The sequence below is a fragment of the Pseudomonas sp. P7758 genome, from assembly GCF_013386485.1.
Classification (GTDB): domain Bacteria; phylum Pseudomonadota; class Gammaproteobacteria; order Pseudomonadales; family Pseudomonadaceae; genus Aquipseudomonas.
Map to the genome: position 1 here is coordinate 22,257 of NZ_JACARS010000089.1, position 21,148 is coordinate 43,404.

21 protein-coding genes and 1 riboswitch are annotated in these 21,148 nt (G+C 62.1%); of the genes, 13 read left to right on the forward strand and 8 right to left on the reverse strand.

Annotation, left to right across the window (positions count from 1 at the left end):
* Position 1 precedes the first annotated feature (1 nt).
* Genes tssK through HX873_RS19680 form a run of 5 tightly spaced genes read left to right on the forward strand, consistent with a single transcriptional unit; the run spans position 2 to position 7,197 of the window.
* A complete protein-coding gene (gene tssK / locus HX873_RS19660; RefSeq protein WP_134326852.1) occupies positions 2 to 1,330 on the forward strand; it encodes a type VI secretion system baseplate subunit TssK in 1,329 nt (442 codons plus the stop codon).
* Between the two features lie 4 nt (positions 1,331 to 1,334).
* Complete coding sequence (icmH, locus tag HX873_RS19665) at positions 1,335 to 2,195, forward strand: type IVB secretion system protein IcmH/DotU (RefSeq protein ID WP_177123071.1); 861 nt, start codon at positions 1,335 to 1,337, stop codon at positions 2,193 to 2,195.
* 15 nt (positions 2,196 to 2,210) lie between these two features.
* Positions 2,211 to 5,597 (forward strand): type VI secretion system membrane subunit TssM, encoded by a 3,387-nt coding sequence (gene tssM / locus HX873_RS19670; protein WP_177123072.1) that lies wholly within the window; start codon positions 2,211 to 2,213, stop codon positions 5,595 to 5,597.
* The gene (locus tag HX873_RS19675; RefSeq protein ID WP_087694172.1) at positions 5,594 to 6,331 is read left to right on the forward strand and encodes a PP2C family serine/threonine-protein phosphatase; all 738 of its coding nucleotides are present in this window, start codon (positions 5,594 to 5,596) and stop codon (positions 6,329 to 6,331) included. The genes tssM and HX873_RS19675 overlap by 4 nt, the downstream gene beginning before the upstream one ends.
* Positions 6,319 to 7,197, forward strand: coding sequence for a serine/threonine-protein kinase (locus tag HX873_RS19680; protein WP_177123073.1), 879 nt, complete (start codon positions 6,319 to 6,321; stop codon positions 7,195 to 7,197). Before HX873_RS19675 ends, HX873_RS19680 begins: the two co-directional genes overlap by 13 nt.
* Here the strand turns inward: HX873_RS19680 and HX873_RS19685 are convergent.
* Positions 7,194 to 7,523, reverse strand: a complete 330-nt coding sequence (locus HX873_RS19685) for a DUF6388 family protein (protein WP_008437039.1) — start codon at positions 7,521 to 7,523, stop codon at positions 7,194 to 7,196. The genes HX873_RS19680 and HX873_RS19685 overlap by 4 nt on opposite strands.
* Before the next feature lie 27 nt (positions 7,524 to 7,550).
* Positions 7,551 to 8,846 carry a serine hydrolase domain-containing protein gene (locus HX873_RS19690; protein ID WP_371318400.1) on the reverse strand — a complete coding sequence of 432 codons (1,296 nt, stop codon included), beginning with the start codon at positions 8,844 to 8,846 and terminating at the stop codon, positions 7,551 to 7,553.
* Between the two features lie 254 nt (positions 8,847 to 9,100).
* Between HX873_RS19690 and HX873_RS19695 the strand changes: the two genes are divergently transcribed.
* Positions 9,101 to 11,194 (forward strand): EAL domain-containing protein, encoded by a 2,094-nt coding sequence (locus tag HX873_RS19695; RefSeq protein ID WP_102604784.1) that lies wholly within the window; start codon positions 9,101 to 9,103, stop codon positions 11,192 to 11,194.
* Here HX873_RS19695 and HX873_RS19700 read toward each other — a convergent pair.
* A complete protein-coding gene (locus HX873_RS19700) occupies positions 11,172 to 12,038 on the reverse strand; it encodes a LysR family transcriptional regulator (protein ID WP_087694167.1) in 867 nt (288 codons plus the stop codon). The genes HX873_RS19695 and HX873_RS19700 overlap by 23 nt on opposite strands.
* A 92-nt stretch (positions 12,039 to 12,130) precedes the next feature.
* Here HX873_RS19700 and HX873_RS19705 point away from each other — a divergent pair, with 92 nt between their 5' ends.
* Entirely contained in the window at positions 12,131 to 12,685 is a 555-nt protein-coding gene (locus tag HX873_RS19705; RefSeq protein WP_087694166.1) for a DUF4865 family protein, read from the forward strand.
* Positions 12,686 to 12,725: 40 nt separating this feature from the next.
* Here HX873_RS19705 and HX873_RS19710 read toward each other — a convergent pair whose 3' ends face one another.
* Both HX873_RS19710 and HX873_RS19715 read right to left on the reverse strand, forming a co-directional pair.
* Positions 12,726 to 13,454 (reverse strand): CbtA family protein, encoded by a 729-nt coding sequence (locus HX873_RS19710; RefSeq protein WP_032899583.1) that lies wholly within the window; start codon positions 13,452 to 13,454, stop codon positions 12,726 to 12,728.
* Positions 13,455 to 13,468: 14 nt separating this feature from the next.
* Positions 13,469 to 13,681 carry a CbtB domain-containing protein gene (locus tag HX873_RS19715; protein ID WP_003208073.1) on the reverse strand — a complete coding sequence of 71 codons (213 nt, stop codon included), beginning with the start codon at positions 13,679 to 13,681 and terminating at the stop codon, positions 13,469 to 13,471.
* A 31-nt stretch (positions 13,682 to 13,712) separates the two neighbouring features.
* Positions 13,713 to 13,852: riboswitch (cobalamin riboswitch) on the reverse strand.
* A gap of 27 nt (positions 13,853 to 13,879) precedes the next feature.
* Here HX873_RS19715 and HX873_RS19720 point away from each other — a divergent pair.
* Genes HX873_RS19720 through HX873_RS19730 form a run of 3 tightly spaced genes read left to right on the forward strand, consistent with a single transcriptional unit; the run spans position 13,880 to position 15,989 of the window.
* Positions 13,880 to 14,443 carry a histidine phosphatase family protein gene (locus HX873_RS19720; RefSeq protein ID WP_003208075.1) on the forward strand — a complete coding sequence of 188 codons (564 nt, stop codon included), beginning with the start codon at positions 13,880 to 13,882 and terminating at the stop codon, positions 14,441 to 14,443.
* A gap of 58 nt (positions 14,444 to 14,501) precedes the next feature.
* A complete protein-coding gene (gene cobF, locus HX873_RS19725; RefSeq protein ID WP_177123078.1) occupies positions 14,502 to 15,257 on the forward strand; it encodes a precorrin-6A synthase (deacetylating) in 756 nt (251 codons plus the stop codon).
* 12 nt (positions 15,258 to 15,269) lie between these two features.
* Complete coding sequence (locus tag HX873_RS19730; RefSeq protein WP_087694209.1) at positions 15,270 to 15,989, forward strand: alpha/beta hydrolase; 720 nt, start codon at positions 15,270 to 15,272, stop codon at positions 15,987 to 15,989.
* 145 nt (positions 15,990 to 16,134) lie between these two features.
* Here the strand turns inward: HX873_RS19730 and HX873_RS19735 are convergent, their stop codons facing one another.
* Together HX873_RS19735 and HX873_RS19740 are read right to left on the reverse strand one after the other, a co-directional pair.
* On the reverse strand, positions 16,135 to 16,713 hold the full coding sequence (locus HX873_RS19735; protein WP_003208079.1) for a hypothetical protein: 579 nt from the start codon (positions 16,711 to 16,713) through the stop codon (positions 16,135 to 16,137).
* 72 nt (positions 16,714 to 16,785) lie between these two features.
* Positions 16,786 to 18,594: a monovalent cation:proton antiporter-2 (CPA2) family protein gene (locus tag HX873_RS19740; RefSeq protein ID WP_177123075.1), complete on the reverse strand. Its 1,809-nt coding sequence runs from the start codon at positions 18,592 to 18,594 to the stop codon at positions 16,786 to 16,788.
* Between the two features lie 359 nt (positions 18,595 to 18,953).
* Between HX873_RS19740 and HX873_RS19745 the strand changes: the two genes are divergently transcribed.
* From HX873_RS19745 to HX873_RS19755, 3 genes are all read left to right on the forward strand, one after another.
* A complete protein-coding gene (locus HX873_RS19745; RefSeq protein WP_003208083.1) occupies positions 18,954 to 19,319 on the forward strand; it encodes a type II toxin-antitoxin system RelE/ParE family toxin in 366 nt (121 codons plus the stop codon).
* Complete coding sequence (locus tag HX873_RS19750; protein ID WP_003208085.1) at positions 19,312 to 19,617, forward strand: XRE family transcriptional regulator; 306 nt, start codon at positions 19,312 to 19,314, stop codon at positions 19,615 to 19,617. The genes HX873_RS19745 and HX873_RS19750 overlap by 8 nt, the downstream gene beginning before the upstream one ends.
* 116 nt (positions 19,618 to 19,733) lie before the next feature.
* Positions 19,734 to 20,630: a LysR family transcriptional regulator gene (locus HX873_RS19755; RefSeq protein ID WP_256579771.1), complete on the forward strand. Its 897-nt coding sequence runs from the start codon at positions 19,734 to 19,736 to the stop codon at positions 20,628 to 20,630.
* Here the strand turns inward: HX873_RS19755 and HX873_RS19760 are convergent.
* Complete coding sequence (locus HX873_RS19760) at positions 20,620 to 21,021, reverse strand: RidA family protein (RefSeq protein ID WP_003208087.1); 402 nt, start codon at positions 21,019 to 21,021, stop codon at positions 20,620 to 20,622. The two genes, HX873_RS19755 and HX873_RS19760, sit on opposite strands and share 11 nt — an antisense overlap.
* Positions 21,022 to 21,148: the final 127 nt, after the last annotated feature.

The window sequence follows — 21,148 nt, forward strand, 5'->3', positions numbered from 1 at the left end:
CATGTACAGCCAAAAAGTCATCTGGCAGGAAGGCATGTTGTTGCGCCCTCAGCATTTCCAGCAAAACGATCGGTACCACGATCAGCAACTCACGCGCCGCACCCAGCTGTTGTGCCGTCACGCCTGGGGCTTCCTGGCCCTGGAAATCGATGTGCAATACCTCAATATGGGCAAGGTCGTTATCAGCCAGGCCAGCGGCATATTGCCGGATGGCAGTCTGTTCGAACTGGGTGGCGCGATGGAGTCGCTGGTGCTGGAGGTTCCGGTAAATACCGGGAAGCAGTCGATCTACCTGGCCTTGCCGCTGGCCACAGGTAACTGTGTTGAAGCCCGTCGACCCGAGCAGATTGATGTGTTGGCGCGCTACAAGACTCTTGCGGTAGACGTCAGCGACTCCAACGCCGGGGAAGAAGCTCGTCGTCAGGTCAATTGCGGGCAGCTGGATTTTCGCCTGTTGCTGGGGGAGCAACACAGCGACCCGCATTACGTGAAGCTCAAGGTTGCCCAGGTGCTCAGTTGCACTGAGGAGGGCGTCAGCCTGGACCCCGATTTTATCCCGAGCTTCATTCACCTGCATGGCTCCGGCTACCTGCTGTCTTGCCTCAAGGAAGTGATCAGCCTGCTCGCTTACCGGGGGGATGCCATCGCCGAGCGGATTCGCGCCAACGGTACCGCCGCCGGCGCGGAGGTTGGCGACTTCCTGATGTTGCAATTGATCAATCGCACCGAACTGGTCTTGCGTCACTACCTGGGCCTGAGCCAGGTCAGCCCTGAAACGCTGTATCGAACATTGCTGTCGATCCTGGGTGAACTCGCGACGTTTGCCAGCGACAGCAAGCGTGCGCACTTCGAGGGGCATTACCGGCATAGCGACCAGGGCGCCAGCTTTCGTGGATTGATGGAGCCGATTCGCAGCCTGCTGTCGATGGTGCTTGAGCAGCATGCCATTGAGCTGGCGCTGCAGCCTCGCCAGTACGGGGTGCTGGTGTGCCCGGTGAGCGATCTCAACCTGCTGGGTTCGGCGACCTTCATTCTGGCCGCCAGCGCCCATTGTGACGCCGAGGAGCTTCGTCACCGGCTGCCGGCGCACCTCAAGGTCGGCCCCGTGGAGCGGATTCGCGAGTTGGTCAACCTGCAGTTGGCGGGCATCAAGGTCAAGCCGCTGCCGGTGGCTCCCCGGCAGATACCGTTTCATGCCGCCAACACCTATTTCATGCTTGAACTCGGTGCCCGGGACATTGAGCAGTTGAAGCAGTCGGGAGGATTTGCCTTCCACGTCAGCGGTGAATTTGCCGAACTGGAACTGAAATTCTGGGCCATCAGGAACTGAGACCATGGACAGGGAATACCCGCAGGACGAGAAAACCGTCCTGCTTGATCGACAGGGACGCGGACCGGCGCAGGGACCGATGACCGACTTCGCATCGCCGCCGCGTTTCGAACAACTGGAAGACCGGATGATCTACGCGGCCCGCTTGCAGGGCGCGGAGCATTTCGACATTGGCCTGAACAGTTTGGTGGCGCCTGCCTGGGAGCTGTTGTCCGAGGTGGTCCGCCTCAAGCGCAGTTCCGCCGAGGAAAGCCTGCGCGCCCTGAATGAACGACTCTCGGCTGCAGTCACGCTGTTCGAGACGCGGGCCCGGCATGACGGGGCCCAGGCCAGCGAGGTCATGGCGGCGCGGTATGTGCTGTGCAGCGTGATCGACGAGGCAGTGGTCACCACCTCATGGGGCAGCCAGAGCGATTGGTCGAAGATGAGCCTGCTGAGCAGTTTTCACAACGAAACCTTCGGCGGCGAGAAGTTTTTCCAGTTGCTTGAGCGCATGTCGAGGGACCCCTTCAAGCACCTGGCGATGCTGGAGTTGATGTACCTGTGCCTGTCCCTCGGGTTTGAGGGCAAGTACCGGGTCATGGAGCGTGGGTTGTTGCAGCTTGAACAGGTTCGGGACGCGCTGTATCGGCAGATCCGGCATGTGCGGGGTGATACGCCTGCGGCGTGCGCGCCGTCGCACAGGCCGGAACAGCCGCGCCGGAAACGGCTGAGGGTCGTGTCGCTCACCTGGATTGCAGTGTTTGTCGCCGCCAGCCTGTTGAGCCTGTATGCAGGATTTGCGTGGGTGCTGGGCCAGCAGCGTGAAGCGATGTTGCAACCGTATCAACTCGTGGCGCCGGATATGTTCCGGGCGCCGCTCTAACGCAGGGAGCAACGCATGAACGCATTCTTCAGGAGCGCGGGCGCCGTGCTGGGCAGGGTTTGGGTCTGGAGCCTGCTGCTGGTGCTCGCGGTCGCAATGACCGTGTGGTTCTTCGGGCCACTGCTGGCTGTCGACGACTATCGATTCTGGCAAGCGGCGGCATCGCGCTTGCTGACAATCAGCGGGCTGTTTTTGTTGTGGGGCCTGGCGATGGTGTATGCCAATTGGCGCAGTATGGCTCGGCAATCAACCGTCGGTGACGGCGAACCACGCCCGCGCAAAGGCCAGGTTGAAAACGAGCAGCGGCACCTGCGCGGTCGCTTCAAGGACGCTTTGTACACCCTGAAACACTCCCGGATTTATGGTGAACGCAGCCCGCGTTGGCTTAATGCATTGCCCTGGTATTTGCTGATCGGCAAGGAAGGCAGTGGCAAGTCCCGGATGTTGGCCGCCAGTGGCTTGCAGTTGCTCCAGGATCAGGGCGCGTCGGTAGCGACGCAGGGCGGTGCCACGCGGGACTGTGACTGGCATTTCGCCGAGGACGGCGTGTTGCTCGACGTCGCCGGCCGCTACCTTACCCAGCCTGACAGCCAGGTCGATGGCGCGGGTTGGTCGACGCTGCTGGAGCTGCTCAAGGTGCGGCGCCGGACACGCCCGCTCAACGGTGTGGTGGTGGCGCTGTCAACGGACACATTGCTCCATGGCAGCGAGCGTGAGCTGGAGAATGAGGCGCGGGCAGTCCAGAGTCGGTTGCTGGAGATCCGCCGGACGTTGCATGTGGAGGTGCCGGTCTACCTGGTGGTGACCCAGGCCGACCGCCTGCCGGGGTTTGCGGAGTTCTTCGAGCGGCCGTTGGGCGAAGGCAGTGATGCGGTGTTGGGCGAATCTATCGTCCCAGGCAAAGCGGGTATTGGCATTGCCCAGGTACGACAGGCGTTTGAAGCACTGCTGCAGCGCTTGAGCGGTGAGCTTGTGCAGCGCCTGCACCAGGAACGCAACAGTGATCTGCGCGGACGGATGCTCGACTTTCCCCATCAGGCGGCCCGGATTGGCGAGCGCCTGAGCCTCTATATCGACGTTGCTTTTTGCGGCCCGCGTTATCAGCACACCAACGGCTTTCGTGGTTTCTACTTGACCAGCGCCGACGGTGGCCCACAGGCACTTGAACCACGTTCGCACTTTATCCAGGGCTTGTTCAGCCGGGTGATTCTGGCGCAAGCCGACCTGGCGGACCTCGATAGCCAGGAGCGCCGTCGAATCCGCCGGCACCAGGGGGGGCTGGCCCTGGGCGCACTAGTGGTCGTCGTGGCGGCGGGCTTGCTGTGGACCCACAGTTACTCCTCCAATCATCAACGTCTGCAGCAACTGCAGGCGCTGGCACGACAGCCCGCACCCGTGCAGCCTGGGTCAGACGCTACCCAGGCACTCCTGCCGCTGCTGGACAGCCGCCTGGCGGCCACGCGGATTTTCCCCTTGCCGGGCGAAGCCAGGCTGGTTGAGCGGATGGGGTTGTATCAGGGCAGTATCAGCCGTCCGGTGCTGGAGCAGGCCTACGAGCGTGCCTTGGGCCGGCTGTTGCTGTCCCACGTCAGCGAGATGCTGCAGGAACAGGTTCGCGGCAGCCTGGAAGATCGTGAGCGGCTGCTGGATAACCTCCGGGCATACCTGATGCTCAACCTGCGGGAGCGGCGGGATGTCGGCTGGCTGCGTGAGCGGGTGGCGGGGCATTGGTCTGTACGGTTTGCCGGTGAGCCCTCTGTGCAAAACCGGTTGAATGAACATTTCGCGCGCTTGCTTGAGCAACCGTTCGTGCAGCCGCTCGATGACGAGCTGGTGGCCCGCGCGCGCCACGTGTTGCGCGGCGAATCGCTGGTTGACGTGGTGTACCGGGTGCTGCGCGAACAAGCTCGCGGCCTTGAACCGTTGCGCCTTGCACACGGGCGGGTGTTTGAGGGGGGCGAGCGTTCCATTCCGGGGTTTTATACCCGCACGTACCAGCGGCATTTTGAAGCGCAGGGCGCGCGGCTGGTGAATACCATCGTCCAGGACAACTGGGTGCTGGGAGAGGGCGCCGACCTGAGCGCCATGGATTTGCAACGGTTGATGGTGGAGCTTGAACAACGCTACTTCAGCGAGTATGCCGATGCCTGGAGCGAGGCGCTTGGGCAGGTTGGCCTGCGTGAAACTGAAAACTCCAGGCAAGGCGCCGAGCAGCTCGCCAGCTTGACGTCGGCCCAGTCGCCGTTGTTGCAGTTGTTGCAGCAGGTTCGTGACCACACGCGCCTGCCGTCGGCCAGTGAGCGCCTCGACGAGCTGGCTGCCAAGCTGCCTGGGCCAGCGGCAGAGCGGTTGCCGACCGCCGCCGGGCTGGTCAATGCCTTGCCCGACAGCGCACGGCGAGCCATGCAGCGCCGCTTCGAGCCCTTGCACCAGTTGCTGGACAGCCAGGAGAACCCGGGGGCCGAGTTGACCGGCGTGTTACAGGCGCTCAACGACTTGCACCTGCAGTTGGCGAGCTTGAATCGCGAAGGCGCGCCGGAGCCGGTCGCGTTCGAGATGGTCAAGCGGCGGATCCAGGGGCAACAGGATGCGCTGAGTAACCTGCGCAACGTGGCCGCGCGTTTGCCGCTGCCGCTGGCGGGCTGGTTCGAAAGCCTGGCCGACGAGCATTGGCGCCGCCTGCTCGACCAGGCTTATCGGCATGTGAACCAGCGTTATCAGAGCGAGGTATATGGTTTCTACAGCAGGGCGATCAAGCTGCGTTTCCCGTTCAATGCCCACGCCAGCAGCGACGTTTCCCTCAACGACTTCCAGGAGTTTTTCAAGCCTGAGGGGATCATGGCGCGATTCTTTGACAGCTATCTGAAGCCTTTCGTCAGCGGTGATTCCGGGCGCTACAGGCTGCGTAGCCTGGATGGGCGCAGCTTGCCGATGTCTCGGGCGTTGCTCGACCAGCAGGCGAAGGTGCAGGTGATCAGGCGCGGTTTTTTTGCGGATGAGCCGGGGGACTTGCAGGTTCGTTTCACGCTCGCACCCTATAGCCTGGACCCGTCGGTGAGTCGCGCGGTCTTGCGTTTGGGTGGCCAGCAGATGGAGTACCGGCACGGGCCGATTGTCCCCATGGCGATGCAATGGCCAGCCGAGGCTGAGAATGGTCGCAGCAGCCTGGTACTGGAGCGTGGCAGCGAGCGGGCGCTGGGGCTCGAAAAAAATACCGGGGCCTGGTCCCTGTTTCGCTTGTTCGACTTGATGCAGAACGAACCCTCCAGCGGGCAGGATGAGCTGATCCTCAAGGCTGACCTGGCAGGCTTGCGCGCCAACTACCTGCTGACCAGCCGACGCACCCCCAATCCATTCCAGATGGCGCAGTGGCGAACCTTTCGCCTGCCGGAGCAGTTGTGAGCCAACCTCGCGACCGCTGGCACAGCGCCGGTCGCACAGACCGTGGAAAGGTCCGTTTACGCAACGAGGATGCCTTTCTCGATTGCCCCGGGACGGGCTGCTGGGCCGTCGCGGACGGGATGGGTGGGCATCAGGCGGGGGATATCGCCAGCCAGCTGGTGGTCGATGGCCTGGCGTCATTGCCCGGCCAGGGCAGCCTGGATGAACGCGTCGAGGCGACCCGTCGTTGCCTGCAATGGCTCAACCGGCGGCTGGGCGATGAATTGACGCTGGCCTCCCATGGCGCCGAGGCCATCATGGGAAGCACGGTCGTGGCGTTGTTGCTTCAGGGCGATCGCGCTGCGTGTGTCTGGGCCGGTGACAGTCGTTGCTATCTGTGGCGCGGGCAGACGCTGTACCAGCTGTCGCGAGACCATTCGCTGTGTGAGCAATTGATTGACCAGCAGGTGAGCCCGGAACAGGCCAGGGCCCATCCAGACGCACGGGCCTTGACCCGGGCCATCGGCTCGCGGGCACCACTGAGCCCGCAGGTCCTGGAACTCGGTACCTTGGCAGGGGATGTGTTTCTGTTGTGCAGCGACGGCCTGTACCAGGCGCTTAGCCACTCTGAGTTGGGCCAGGCCTTGAGCCAGGGAAATCCGCAACGTGTCCTGGACCAGCTGTTTGCAGGTGTCTTGCGCGGCACGGCCGGCGACAACCTGACCGCTGTGGTGGTGCAGTCATGCGCGACCTGACCCACTTTGCCTTTGCCAAGGCCCCGGTAAACCCACCGCGCGACGGAGCCCCCGAGTTGCTGGCCGGGCGATACCTGATCGAGCGCGTGTTGGGCGCAGGCGGCATGGGCGTGGTCTATCGTGCGCGGGACCTGCTGCACGAACAGTTTGGCGAACCCTGTTCCAGTGTCGCGATCAAGGTGTTGGGCGAAGCCATTCGCGAATCTGCGGATGCCCACGTGTTGCTGTACAACGAGTTTGCCCTGACCCGCAGCCTGCGGCATGAGCAGGTGGTGCGTGTGTATTCATTTGAAGTGGATGCTCCCGGCCAGATCGCATTCTTCACCATGGAGCTGCTCCAGGGCATGACCCTGGACCGGTTGCTGCTGGAGTGCCCCGGCGGTTTACCCTGGCAAACGCTGCAAGGCATCGCCGTGCAATTGCTCGACGCGTTGCGCCATAGCCATCAGCAGGGTGTGCTGCACGGGGATGTGAAACCCGCCAATGTCATGGTGGGAGACGGCGGGTTGCGCTTGTTCGATTTCGGTCTGGGCGAGGCTTGTGGACAGGCCCCGGCGGGTTCTCCAGGCTTGAGTCGCAGCCGCTTCAATGCCTGGACGCCCGCGTACGCCGCGCCGGAGTTGCTGGCTGGCGGAGCACTGTCGGCCAGCGCCGACCTGTATGCAGTGGCCTGTGTGTTGTACGAATTGGCACAAGGCCGGCGCCACGCCAGTGACAGGCCGGCCCGGCCCCGGCAACTGCCTCGCCATTGCTGGCCTGTATTGCGTATGGCGTTGACGGCTGACCCTGAACGCAGGGCCGTTACCCTTGATGAATTGCGCGCGGTGCTCGCTGATCGCAGGAAGGGCCTGGGCCGCTGGTTCTAGACGGGCAAGTCGTGCAGCTGGCAATACTCCGACCAACTCAGGCCTGCCATTTGCGCCACCTCCTTGTGCACCTCAAGGCGTTGCGCCTCGAACTCCGCCGGGGAATGCGCCGTCAATTTCAGCGTCAGTTCCCAGGCGAACAAGCCCTGTTGCTCGGCTTCTGCCTCGAAGGCTTCATGCAGGCGCTCGGCGCGGTACTGCTCCATGGTTTCCCCTTTGGCCTGGGCCGCCAGGGGGTTCAATGTATTCAGTTCCGCGGCCAGGGCCGGGTGTTCACTCAAGAATCGGTCCAGGGCTAGCTGGTGGTTTTCGCCGGGTTGGGACAAAGGTTTACTCCACGGTAAGAGAGACGGTCAGTGTGGCTTGGACATTAAAAAAGCCGCCATGGCTGCATAGGCGGGCAAGGTCACCCCATCATTGGCGGCGTTGCCGGCCACCGGGTGGGAGGCATAGCGAACAATCACCATTTCAGCCTTGGGGTCGATGTAGATGCTCTGGCCATGCACCCCACGCGCCATGAACGCCCCGTCGGGATTGTGGGTTACCCACCACATGTTGCGATAGCTCCAGCCTTTCAATTGAGCGTAGCCGGCCTGGGCGAACGCCTGCTTGTCGCCGCCCTGGCGAATATCCGTCACCACGCTTTCGGGCACGATCTGCTGGCCATTGAAGCGCCCGCCGTTGCGCAGCATCTCGGCAAACCGGGCCAGGTCCCGCAGCCCGGTGTTCAGGCCGCCACCGGCGAAGGGTGTGCCGATGGAGTCGACGGTGAAGTAGGCGTCCTGTTCGGCGCCAAGCCGACTCCAGATGCGTTCGCTGAGCAGTTGCGCGACATTGCGTCCGGTCGCGCGGGCAATCACCCAGCCGAGTACGTCGGTATTGACGGTCTTGTAGCCGAAGGCACGCCCGTGTTCGCCACGCTGCTTAACCGTTTGCAGGAACTCGTAGTAGCTGCGCGGCCCGGTGTAGTCCTTGGGTTTGGGCAGCGGGTTGCCGGCCTGGGCGTGGGCCCAGACTTCGGCGTTGGGGTCGGCATAGTCTTCGCTGTAGTCCAGGGCGGTGGTCATGTCCAGCACCTGGCGCAAGGTGGCGCTGCCAAAGGCCGAGCGGCCGAGTTCGGGCACATAGTCGACGATCTTTTTCTGTGGGTCCAGGGTGCCATCGGCCACCAGCATCGCGCCCAGGGTACCGATCACCGATTTGGTGACCGACATGGCCGCGTGTTGCCCATCCTCCTTGAGCACCCCGAAATAACGCTCATAAACCACCGTGCCGCGATGCATCACCACGATGCCATCGGTGTAGGTGGCGTCCAGGGCCTGGCGCCAGGTCAGCGGCTGGGCTGCACCCACTGGCTGCACGGGGATTGCATCGAGTGCCGGGTCGAGTACGCGTGGCAATGCCAGCGGTGCGCCGAGCCTGCGGGAGACGTTCACCGTGGGCATCAATTGGCGAAAGTTGGCGACACTCCAGCGCATCGCCGGGAAGCGGAAATAGCTGCCGTCTTCAAAGCGTACGGTGCGGTCGGCCGGCGGCGGTGCGCCGACCATCCATTGCAGCCTGGCCGGGTCGCTGGCCTGGGCATCGGCGAAGGTCGGGGTGGCGGCGCCGGCCAACGGGCTGGTCAGCCCAAGCAGCGCACAGGCCATGAGGGGAGTGAATCGCAGCATCAGTCGAGTCCGTTCGAGGGGTGCGTCGTTTTTTACGACAACCAGTGCGCCAAAGGATGGGCCAACCCGAGCCAATCGACAAGCAGCAAGCCCCTGCGGTGATTCTGAATAAATGCGCCAGGGGCGGCAAAAGCCTTTCGCTTGCGGTGTCAGGGCGTGTAGCGTTACCCCGTGATAAGGCGACAGCCAGGTGTTATTTTGCGACCCTGGCATCAGGGACCGAGGGACAGGTGATGGCGCAAACGCTGTTCAAGCTTTTCTTCACCCAGCGGCTGGCGGCCCTCGCCAGTACCGAGTCGTTGCGGGCCATACGCGAGGGGCTGTTGTGGATCCTGCCGTGCCTGCTGGTATCGGCCGGTTTCCTGATCCTGTCCGAATGCGCCCGAGTGCTGGGTTTCGACCCTCAGGTGGTGGCCTTCCTGGCGGGGTTGCACAACCAGATCAGCTCGGTGATCCCGCTGCTGGTGGCAGCCTCCATCGGTTACATGCTCGCGATCCAGCACCGCCTGCCGCAACTTCCGGTAGCGTTCCTGTGCCTGGCCCATGTAGTGATCGCCACGTTTGTGCTGCGGGATTTTCCCCGAGCCTCGGCGACCTTCGTGTTGTTCATCGCCATCGCCTCACCGCTGATCAATGTGCCCGCCATCGCCTGGCTGCATCGGCGTCGCTGGACGCGGTTGATCAACGAAGACCTGGTGGGGCACAACCTCAAGGGCACCCTCAATATGGTGGTGCCGGGGGCAATCACGGCGCTCGGGCTGGTGCTCGTGCTGTCGTTGCTGTTGCAGATTCCGCAGGTGGCACAGCTTCAGGGGCCGCAGGTACTCGATGCATTGGAGACGCCCTATGGCAGCGGCCTGTTTGTGACCCTGATGAATTCGCTGCTGTGGTTTTTCGGGATCCATGGGGTCTACGCCATGCAGCCGTTTTTTGATGTGCTGGACCAGGCGGTCGGGCTCAATAATGCGGCGGTGGCCGCGGGCGAGCCGGTCAAATATCTACTGAATGGCGGCTTGCTGGGCAGTTTCGCGTTTATCGGCGGTTCGGGTGGTGCCCTGTGCCTGCTGCTGGCGATCCTGCTGTTTTCCAAAAGCCGGTCCATGCGACTGGTGGCGATGGCGAGCCTGCCGTTGTCGTTGTTCAATGTCAGTGAAGTGCTGTTGTTTGGCTTGCCGATCATTCTTAACCCGCGGCTGTTCATTCCCTTTCTGGTGGTGCCGGCGTTCAACGTGATACTGGCGTTGATGGTGGTGCAGATTGGCTGGGTGTCGCCTGCGGTGGTGAGCGTGCCATTTACCGCGCCGGTGTTGCTCAACGCCTACCTGAGCACCCACGGCGATCTCGCGGCAGTGTTGCTGCAGGTGGTGTTGCTGGGGGTTGGCATGCTGATCTATGCGCCCTATGTGCGTGCGATCAACCGCCAGGCCACGGAGGGCGGCACGGTGTATTTGAAGTCGCTGGACATGACCTTTCGCGGCCTGGAAGAAAAAGGCCGCTTGCTGGAGCTGGACCCGGTGATGGCGTCCCACAAGGCCCAGGCGCGCCAGGTCAGCGAGTTGAGTCATATCCAGCAGATCAGCGACTACGAGTTCTACCTCGAATTCCAGCCGCAGATTTCCACCCGGACCGGGCTATGCACCGGTTGCGAAGCGTTGATGCGGGCCCGGGACGCCGAAGGTACGGTGCATTCACCCTGGGAGTTCCTGCAATGGCTGGCCCATGCCAGGTTGATGCCCGACGTGGATGTGTGGGTGGCATCCCAGGCTGTGCGCCAGTACCAGAAGTGGCAGAAGGTCGGGTTTACGTTGCCGATGACGATCAATATCTCCAGCGCCACGCTGACTACCCCGGCGTATGGTGATCGGCTGGTGGAGATACTGGCCCAGGCCCACGGGCAGGTTTCGGTGGAGATCACCGAGGATGCGCTGGTGGGCGATATCCAGGGCACGCGGCAGATGATCGAGAAGCTCCAGGCGATTGGTGCCAAGGTGTATATCGACGACTTCGGCACCGGATTTTCAGCGCTGAGTTACCTGCACCAGTTCCCCGTGGATTTCATCAAGATCGATCGCAGTTTCGTGGTCGCCCAGCATGATCCAAAGGGCGCCCAGGTGTTGACCGGGATGCTGCGGTTCTGTGAGGCGCTGAACCTCGGGGTAGTGGTGGAAGGCGTGGAAACCGCCGAGCAACTGGCGTTTTTGCAGTCGGGCTCGGAGCTGATCATCCAGGGCTGGTATTTCAGCAAGGCGCTGCCGGGCGATGAACTGGAGCGGTTCGTGCGCGGGCGGTATACCCAGATGCAATCTAACGCTCCAGAACCCCTCTGAAGGTTGCGCTCAACGCCCGCAATGTCTCGCGGGAGCGGCCGTCGCTGATGCGGCTGTGCAGCACGATTTCACTGACGGGCAACGCCGGTAATCCGTACTGTTCGCTGACGTCCACGGCGCCCGCCGGCGCCACTCGCCGGGCCAGCGCCGCCACACCCAGGCCGGCGCTGACTGCCGCACCCACCGCCATTACGCCGCCGCCGACAAACACTTCGGTCCAGTCAATCCGCGCCTCATCCAGCGCGCGCACCGCCAGGTGTCGCACGCCGCAGGGCGAGGCCATGGTTGCCATGCGCAGGGGCGTGCCGGGCGTGTGCTGCCAGGTAGGCGCGGCGAACCAGCCAAAGCGCTCCACCACCAATACCTCACCGTCCTGGCGATCGCCTTCGTTGCGCACGATCACCGCGTCCAATTCGTTGCGGTCGAACGCCGCCACCAGGTCGCGGGACGAAGCAATCCGCACCTCCAGGATCACCAGCGGGTCATAGGCGGCCAGGCGGCTGAGCCACAGTGGCAGGTCCGGCCCGGCCACGTGGTCGCTGATGCCGATCACCAACCGTCGCGGGGCGCCATTGCCCATGTCACCCAACGCCCGTTCGTGGGCATTGAGCAATGCGCGGGCGGCGACGATGAACTGCTCGCCCTGGGGCGACAGCCGCACATGCCGCGGTGTACGAACCAGCAGGCGATAACCGAGGCGTTCTTCCAGGCGCTTGAGCTTGAGGCTGATGGCTGCCTGCGAGGTGTCCAGTGCCTGGGCCGCGCGGGTGAAGCTGGCGAAATCGGCGACCAGGACAAAGGCGTGCACGGTGTCGATATCCAGCGGCTTGAGTGCGTCGGTCATTTCAGTTCCTTATCACACCTATATCCGGTGATATCTTGCTGAAATCATGGGCGCTGCGCAAGCTGGGCACTCATCTGAACAGGAGCGCCATGATGTTTGCCAAACAGTATTCACACCGCTTGCCAGCCGATTACGACATGGGTGTCATCCGTGAGCGGGCCGCTCGCCTGGGGCCGTTGTGGGATCATGCCGAGGGTTTGCTGTTCAAGGCGTTTATCGCCCAGGAGCGAGGGCAGGGGCCGGGGGTGGGTAACCTGTATTCGTCGGTTTATCTGTGGTCGGATCCTTTGCAGGCTGCGGATTTCTTGCTCGGCGAGCGCTTCCAGAAGGTCCTCGACAGTTTTGGCCAGCCGCACATTGAGTCCTGGTTACCGCTGGACGTGCAGCGAGGTCCGGCGCAAGACGCCTTGAGCCTGTATCGGGAGGAGTGGGCGCTGGCGCCGGGGGCGGACCGCGGGCAAATCCTCGCCGCAGAAAAGGCCCGCAACCAGCAGCTCGCGGACAGCAGCGATAACTTCGCGGTGTTTCTGGCGCTGGATGTGCAGGCGTGGAAGCTGGTGCGAATTACCTTGTCGGCCAAGGCGCTGGATGTGAACCATCCGGGCAATGGCTACGAGGTGTTCTACCTGGCGCGGCCCGGGGTGTGAATGCCGGTAGCCGCCGATTCGTCGGCGGCTACCTGTACCGTCAGGAGTTGAGACGCGCCTGAGGCTGGCTCAGCTTGCGCTCGGCCACGGCGCCGAACACCAGGCCCAGGGTGGTCCACAGCACCAGTTGAATCCCCAGGGAAGCCACGCGGAATTTCCACAGCAACACTGCCGAGAACTGTTCCGGCACTTCGTTGATGGTCGGGAACAAGCTGCCGGCCACCGACACGATCACGATGTACAGCGCCACACCGAGAATCGCGCCTGCCCATAGGCCACGGCTGGCAATCAGCTTGCGCGCCGCGTTGATCGCAATCACCGCAGCCGCCACCGACACCAGCAGCATCAGGAAGAACAGCTTGGTGCGTTGCGCGATGGTGGCCGGGTCGCCCACCGATGGCGGGTTGGCCGGATACTTCAGCCCCGGCACCACGATGATCGTCACAAACGCCGCCAATGCCAGCAGCGCTGCCAAGCCACGGGGGCCGACCTTGCCGATGCGGCCCAGGGAGTAGGCGAACACCAAGGCGAAAATGCCACCCAGGGAGACGCTGTACACCACCACGCCGGTGAACAGGCCGAAGGTACTTTGTACTTCGCGGCTCACCAGTTCTTCTTCCGGCGCGTCGCCGTGCATCTGTGCCATCTGATCTTCGAAGGCGATGGCCTTGTCGATCTGCGGCTCACCAAAGGTCTTGGCGAAGCCGAAGGCCAAGATGCCGGCGAGCAGGCCCACCAGCATCCCGCGAACGAGTAAATGCCCTGTCATGTCGTCACGCTCCATCAATGGCAGGGGAAACCCAGCAGGTGGCGACCGTCATGCACAAACTCATGCACGTACATGCCTTTGAACACGGCCGTCGCGCCTTGCTCGGCGCCGACGAAGTAAATCGCGAGCAATAGCAGCAGGCCGCCGAAGATCGCCCAGGGCAGGATTTCGCCCAGGGGAATGGACGGTATTGAAACGTCGGAGCCAGTTGCAGCGGTATAAGCCATGAGAACCTCCAGGGATGACGCGTCCCGAAATGGATAGCGAGTTGGCTGAAACAGGGTCTGGCTTACGGCTAAAAGGCCGAATACAGTGGCGCGACCGCGCCGGCATTGAACCGGCTTCCTGTTGCAGAATAGTTGAAACATGTTGAAACAACTTCGCAAGTCTACGCTGACTGCACCTTAAAACCAGAGCGATTTGTCATGCAGGCCACCCGTTTGACCCTTGTTGCCCACGCCAGCACCCGTGCCCAGAAACAGGCACGCTTTGCGCTGGATGAGTCGGTGGAGATGGACTGGCAGCAGGCGGCGCTTTCCCAGGGGCAACGCTTCAAGCGTGCACCCCGGGTGCTGTGCGGCCCGGAGGCGCGGACCCGGCAGACGGCGGCGCTGTTTGCCGACGATGCTTTGGTTGAAACAGCCCTGCGCGATTGTGATTTTGGCCGCTGGCAAGGGTTGGCGATCGAGGAGGTTCAGCAGGCCGAACCCGAAGCGCTTCAGGCCTGGTTGACCGACAGCACCTCGGCGCCCCACGGCGGCGAGTCGGTAGTGCAACTGTGTGAGCGGATAGGGCAGTGGTTGCAGTCCCTCGAGCAATCCCCGGGGCATGTCGTGGCGGTGACGCATCCATTTGTGATCCGCGCAGCGCTGCTGCATGTCATGCAATGCCCACCCGCCATGTTCAACCTGATCGACGTGGAACCGCTGTCATCCACCGAGTTGCGCTTCAATGGCCGTTGGCGCCTGCGCCTGGAAACTCACGCCTGACGTCCCGAACATGGCAAAATCCGTTCCCCGCACCGAGACCACCCATGAAGACTTTCCCATGAAACGCATCCTGATCATCGGCATTGGCGCCGGCAACCCTGACTACATCACGATGCAGGCGGTCAAGGCGCTCAACCGCACCGACGTGTTTTTCCTGATGGACAAGGGCCAGAGCAAGGACAAGCTGATCGACCTGCGCCGGGAAATCTGCGAGACCTACATCACCGATCACGCCTACCGCTTTGTCGAGGCCGATTGCCCCGAGCGGGTGCGCGGTGATATCGACTACGCCACCGCCGTGAAGGACCTGAACCGCGACAAGCAGCAGACCTTCGAACGGATGATCAATGAAGAAATGGCCGACGGCGAAGTGGGCGCATTCCTGGCCTGGGGCGACCCCGCACTGTACGACAGCACCATTCGTATCCTGCAGGCGATCCTCGCCAGCGGCAGCTGCGAATTCGAATTTGAAGTGATCCCCGGGATCACCAGCGTCCAGGCGTTGGCGGCGCAGCACAAAGTGCCGCTGAACCGCATCGGTCGCTCCATCGAAATCACCACCGGGCGCCGGTTGGCGGCGGGGCAGGCGAGTGATGCCGACACCCTGGTTGTCATGCTCGATGCCGAAGATTCCTACCGCACCGTGGCCGATCAGGACCTGGATATCTACTGGGGCGCCTACCTGGGCACACCGGATGAAATCCTGATCAGCGGCAAAGTGGCCGAGGTTGCCGAAGAGATTGAACGTGTGCGCAAGGCGGCGCGCCAGGCCAATGGCTGGATCATGGATACCTATTTGTTGCGCAAACCCTAGAGGTTGATGCTCATGCTCAAACTGATTGCCCTGACGGTAGCGCTGTTTACCGGCGCCGCACAGGCCGAAGACGTATTGCACACCGACCTGCCGCTGCCTTACCTGGAACAGACTCAAAGTGATGCCCGCAACGAGCCGCTGGTGATCTTCCTGCACGGTTATGGCAGTGACGAGGCCGACCTGTTCGGGCTCAAGGACCGCTTGCCGTCGACCTGGACCTACCTGTCTGCACGGGCACCGATGCCGGTGGAGGGCGGTGGTTATCGCTGGTTTCGCAAGAAGCCGGGCGATGGCGATTTTGATGGCGAGACCGCCGACCTGCAGAGCAGCGCCAAGCTGATCGAAGCCTTCGTCGCCCAGGCCACCACCAAGTACCACACCCAACCTGAGCGGGTGTTTCTGGTGGGTTTCAGCCAGGGTGCGATCATGTCGTATGAAGTCGGGTTAAGACATCCCGAAACCCTGCGCGGGATTGCGGCGTTGAGCGGCAGCCTGCTGCCGGTACTCAAGGCCGAACTCAAGCCGGATGCGCGACTGGGCAAGCTGGCGATTTTCATCGGTCACGGGACGCTGGACCAGGCGCTGCCGTACTACTCGGCAACGCGGGCCAACGAGGTATTGCAGGGGATTGGCCTCACGCCGGAATTCCACGGCTACCCGGGGATGATTCATACCGTCGGTGAGGCGGAGTTGCTGGACTTGAAGCAGTGGCTGGAAAAGAGCCTGCGTTGAATCCTGCGATGTGAACGCGATCAAAAATGTGGGAGCGGGCTTGCTCGCGAAGACGGTGTTGCAGTCAGCACATGTATTAACTGACCCACCGCATTCGCGAGCAAGCCCGCTCCCACATTGGATTTTCACTGCCAGATAAAACCGGTTATTTACCGCCGATAATCTGCTTCACCAACAGTGCATGACCGGCTTCATCATCCGCCCGGGAAATGGCCTGCACCACCAATTGGTGGCTGCCGGAGCCCGTCAGGAAGGTGGAACTCAGTGTCTTGCCACCGCCCATGGTCGCGGTGCTGTCGACCTGGCGCAGGGCCAGGCCTTTCACGGTGAGTTTCTTCTCGGCACCTTTCTTGAAGTCCGGCAGGGCGGCGCTTTGTTCCTTGACGAAATCCGCCACGGCACCGTCGAGGAACTGCGGGTCGTTGTCCTTGATCAGGCCGGCGACACTCGGTTTTTCGACGACGAAGATCACGCTTTTGGTGGCCTGGTCACTGTACATCGTGCCGCTGGCGCCTGCGGTGCCGTGCTCGGCATCACCGGCCGGCAGTGGGTCGGCCAGGTAGGACTTGGGCAGGTTGAAGCTGAACTTGCCATCCAGGGTGGAGATGGTCTGGGTGGCGGTCTTCTGCGCCGCTGGCTTGCTGGCGGCGAGGACTTGGCTGGCGCCGAAGCCGGCGGCCAGCGCGAGGGCCAAGAGGGCTGCGGTCTTGCTGAGGGTGGCCATGAAGCTCTCCAGGGATGAACGAAATTGCGCCGTATTCTGTCAGAAAACTCGCAAGATCGTTCATCTCCATCCCTACACCTTGTCGGACTCTTCCTCGATCTGGTCCATCTCAAACAGCCGTGCCAGTTCCGTCCGGGCTTCCTGGGCAGACTGCATCACCTTGGCCGCGTCGTCATACACGGCGTGTTGGGCCGCCAGCAATTGCAGGTCATGGTTTTTGAAGCGGCTGATGCGCGCGTCGGCCTGGGCTTGGGTCAAGCCAAGGCCCACCAGGGTGCGGCGGCTCATTTCCAGGCTGGAGTAAAACGTCTCGCGCACCGGTGACGCGTCGAGGTCCACCAGGCGGTGCACATGCTGGCGGTTACGGGCGCGGGCGATGATCTTCATGTGCGGGTAGAGGCTGCGCACCAGCGCGGCGGTCTTGATGTTGATCTCGGGGTCGTCCATGGCGATCACGAAAAACTCGGCCTGGTCGACTTTCGCTGCGTGAAGGATTTCCGGGCGCTGCGGGTCGCCGTAGAACACCGGCATGCCGCCGAAACTGCGGGTCAGTTCGATGGTTTCCACCGAGGTGTCGAGGGCAATGAACGAGATGTTCTGTGCCCGCAGGATCCGCGCCACGATCTGCCCCATGCGGCCCATCCCGGCGATCACCACCCGTGGCGCATCGCTTTCGATGGCACGGTATTCCTCGGGCACTTCCACCGGCTTGGCCTTGGGCTTGAACAGCTTCGGGCAGAGCAACAGCAGCAATGGCGTCACGGCCATGGACAGGGTGATGGTCAGCACCAGGATGTCGTAGAGGTGCGGCTCGAACAGGCCCTGGTCGCGGCCGATCTTGAACACCACGAATGCGAACTCACCACCGGCTGCCAGCACCACGCCCAGGCGCAGCGCGCTTTCAGGGTTCAGGCCGCCTGCCAGGCGACCCACGCAAAACAGCAGCGGCAACTTGATGGCGATCAGCAGCAGGGTCAGCCCCAGCACGATCACCGGCGCGCTGAACAGCAGGCTGATATTGGCGCCCATGCCCACGCTGATAAAAAACAGACCCAGCAGCAGGCCCTTGAACGGTTCGATCTGCGATTCCAGCTCATGCCGGTATTCGGAGTCTGCCAGCAGCAACCCGGCGAGGAAGGCGCCGAGGGCCATGGACACGCCCACCAATTCCATCAGCCATGCGGTACCGATCACCACCAGCAACGCGGTGGCGGTGGAGACCTCCCGCAGGCCGGTCTTGGCGACGATGCGAAACACCGGCCGCAACAGATAGCGCCCGCCGATGATCACCACGGCGATGCTGCCCAGTACTTCCAGGCCGTGCCGCAGGCCCTGGGAGGTGGTGGCGGGATGATCGCTGCCCGCGAGCAGCGGCACCATGGCGATCAACGGGATGGCGGCGATGTCCTGGAACAACAGAATCGCAAAGGCCAGTCGCCCGTGGGGCTGGTTGAGTTCCTTGCGCTCGGCGAGGCTTTGCAGGCCAAACGCGGTGGAGGAGAGCGCCAGGCCAAGGCCCAGCACAATCGCGCTGTTCCATGATTGGCCAAACACGTACAGCGCGACCACGCCGATCACGGTGCCCGTCAGCAACACCTGCGCCAGGCCTACACCGAACACTGCCTTGCGCATCACCCACAGACGCTTCGGTGACAACTCCAGGCCAATGATAAACAGCAGCAATACCACCCCAAGTTCGGAAAACTGGCTGACGCTTTGCGGGTTGCCCACCAGGCCCAGCACCGATGGGCCGATGATCACTCCGGCCAGCAAGTAACCCAGCACGGCACCCAGTTGCAGGCGCTTGGCCAGGGGCACGGTCAGGACGGCAGCGAGCAGGAATACAACGGCCGCTTGTAACAGGTTGCCTTCATGGGGCATTGGGGACTCCGGGATCGTTTTGCTGAATCAACAGGTTTTACTGTAGGAGCGAGCTTGCTTTGCAGGTCCCAAGGCCTTCGCCTCCGGGTTCATTGGATGTCGTCCGGTTCTTTCGCGGCACTCTCCAAACTATTAATACCATTTATTTCAATGAGTTTTATGCACGTGGCGGTCGGGATCATCCGTGGTGCCGGCGCTATGGTCGTGTCTTCAGCCGCGCGAAAGGGTGGTTTTTTATGGGCTGAGCATTGTGCGGGAATAATCTACAAACACTTTTCCGGGACAGACGGAAGCCTGTACACGCCAGGAACTCCTACAGTTATGCTCTTGAGTTTATATTCCATGGATGGCATATTTGCATGAGTTGGGACGTTGAATACACGGACGAGTTTGGAATCTGGTGGGGCGGTCTGGATGCAAAGGAGCAATCCTCAGTATCGGCCAGTGTGGATTTACTGGGCCTTCTGGGGCCAGGCCTTGGCTTCCCCCACAGCAGTGACATCAAGGGCTCCAGGCATGGCTGCCTGCGAGAGTTGCGGGTGCAACATGCCGGGCGGCCTTACCGCGTCCTGTATGCATTTGATCCGCGCCGGTGTGCCTTGTTGCTGATTGGCGGGGATAAAACCGGTCGAGGCCGGTGGTATGACGAATACGTCCCGCTGGCTGAGAAGTTGTATGACGAACATTTGGAAACACTGCTTAAAGAGGGCCGTCACCATGGCTAAAAAATTCAGTGAGCTGCAGGCTCGCATGACACCGCAAGCCCGGGCCGATGCAGAGCGCATCTTCCAGCAACACCTGAAAGAAATGCCCCTGCATGAACTGCGCAAGGCGCAACAGATGAGCCAGGATACGCTGGCCAAGGCGCTGAATATCAATCAGGCGGCAGTGTCCAAAATGGAGCGGCGTACCGACATGTATATCAGCACGCTGCGTAACTATATCCGCGCCATGGGAGGAGAACTGGAGATTGTCGCTACGTTTCCTGATGGCCAGGTAAAGATCGAGAACTTTGCCCACTGAGTCATCCGCTCCGTCAAAGCCCGGCCATGCGCCGGGTTTTCTGTTCGCTGAATGCCTGTCGTCATTGTGCAGCTTAATGGACAATACTCGCCATTCTCGCCCCATCGGACATCAACGTGAACCAACTTCTCGCCATGCGTGCCTTCGTCCGTGTCGTCGAAACCGGCTCCTTCAGCCGCGCGTCCGACCAGTTGGCACTGCCGCGTTCCACCGTCAGTAAACTCATCACGGACCTGGAGAAGCACCTTGGCGTCAAGTTGATGCATCGCACCACCCGTGCGCTGGCGGCGACGCCGGAGGGGTTGGAGTACTACAGCCACGCGCTGTGCCTGGTGGCGGAACTCGATGAACTGGACAATGCCCTGCGCGGGCAGAAGCTCAAGCCCGGCGGCCACCTGAAAGTGGATGCGCCGGCGTCCTTTGCCAATTGCCTGCTGATCCCGGCGCTGGTGGATTTTCATCGTGAGTACCCTGAGATCACCATCGCCCTGGGCATCAGCGACCGCGCCGTGAATATCGTGGGGGAGGGTGTGGATTGCGTACTGCGCGCTGGCAAGCTCGATGACATGGCAATGATCGCCCGCAAGGTTGTCGACCTCGAGTACGTCACTTGTGCGGCCCCCGGCTACCTGGAGCGCATGGGTACGCCCGTGTCTCCCGAGGACCTCGAGAAGAACCACCTCAAGGCGGGGTATTTCTTTGCCGGGTCGGGTAAGCCGGAGCCGTTGATTTTCGAGAAGGGCGCGACTCGGTATGAGGTAGGCAACTGCGCGTTTTCCACCAACGAAGGCAACGGCCTCAAGGAAATGCTGCTCGCCGGCCTGGGCGTCGGGCAGCATTTCAAGACCATCGTTGACTACTACGTAGAGGCAGGCCAATTAGTCCCGGTACTCGAAGACTGGACCCGGCCCGCCACGCCCTTGCACATCATTTATCCACCCAATCGCCATCAGAACGCCCGGCTGAAGGTATTTATCGACTGGGTGATCGAGCGGTTCGGCGTCAGGCAATAATCGCTGTCACGCGGATTTCAATGCGCATTGCCGGCAGCCCCAGGGCTTCTACTCCCAGCTCAGTCCAGATGGGGGCGTGATTGGGCATGTAATGGCGGTACCACTTGACCATCTGCTCGTTCACCTCCGGCGGGAAACCTCCCACGTGGTAGGAATTGACGTGTACCACATGCTCCCAGCCGGCGCCGGCTGCCGCCAGGGTGCGTTCGAGGTTTTGAAAGGCCAGGGCGATCTCGTCGGTGAGGGATTCGGGAATCTGGAACTCGTCATCCCAGCCGCCCTGGCCCGAGGTTTCGACGCGGTTGCCGATTTTGACCGCCTGGGTGTAATGCAGGGTCTCGCGTGCAATGTCGCCGTAACCGGGTGTGATGAAAAACTCGGGCTTGCTCATGGTGTTCCTCGGTTTCAGTGGTTGACCCGACAAAGGTTAATGGACTGAATCTGCGAACAAAATCCGCGTTTCTTGTCATCACTGTGCAGGGATGTGGATAGTCCGAGTATCAGTTTTTCACATTCCC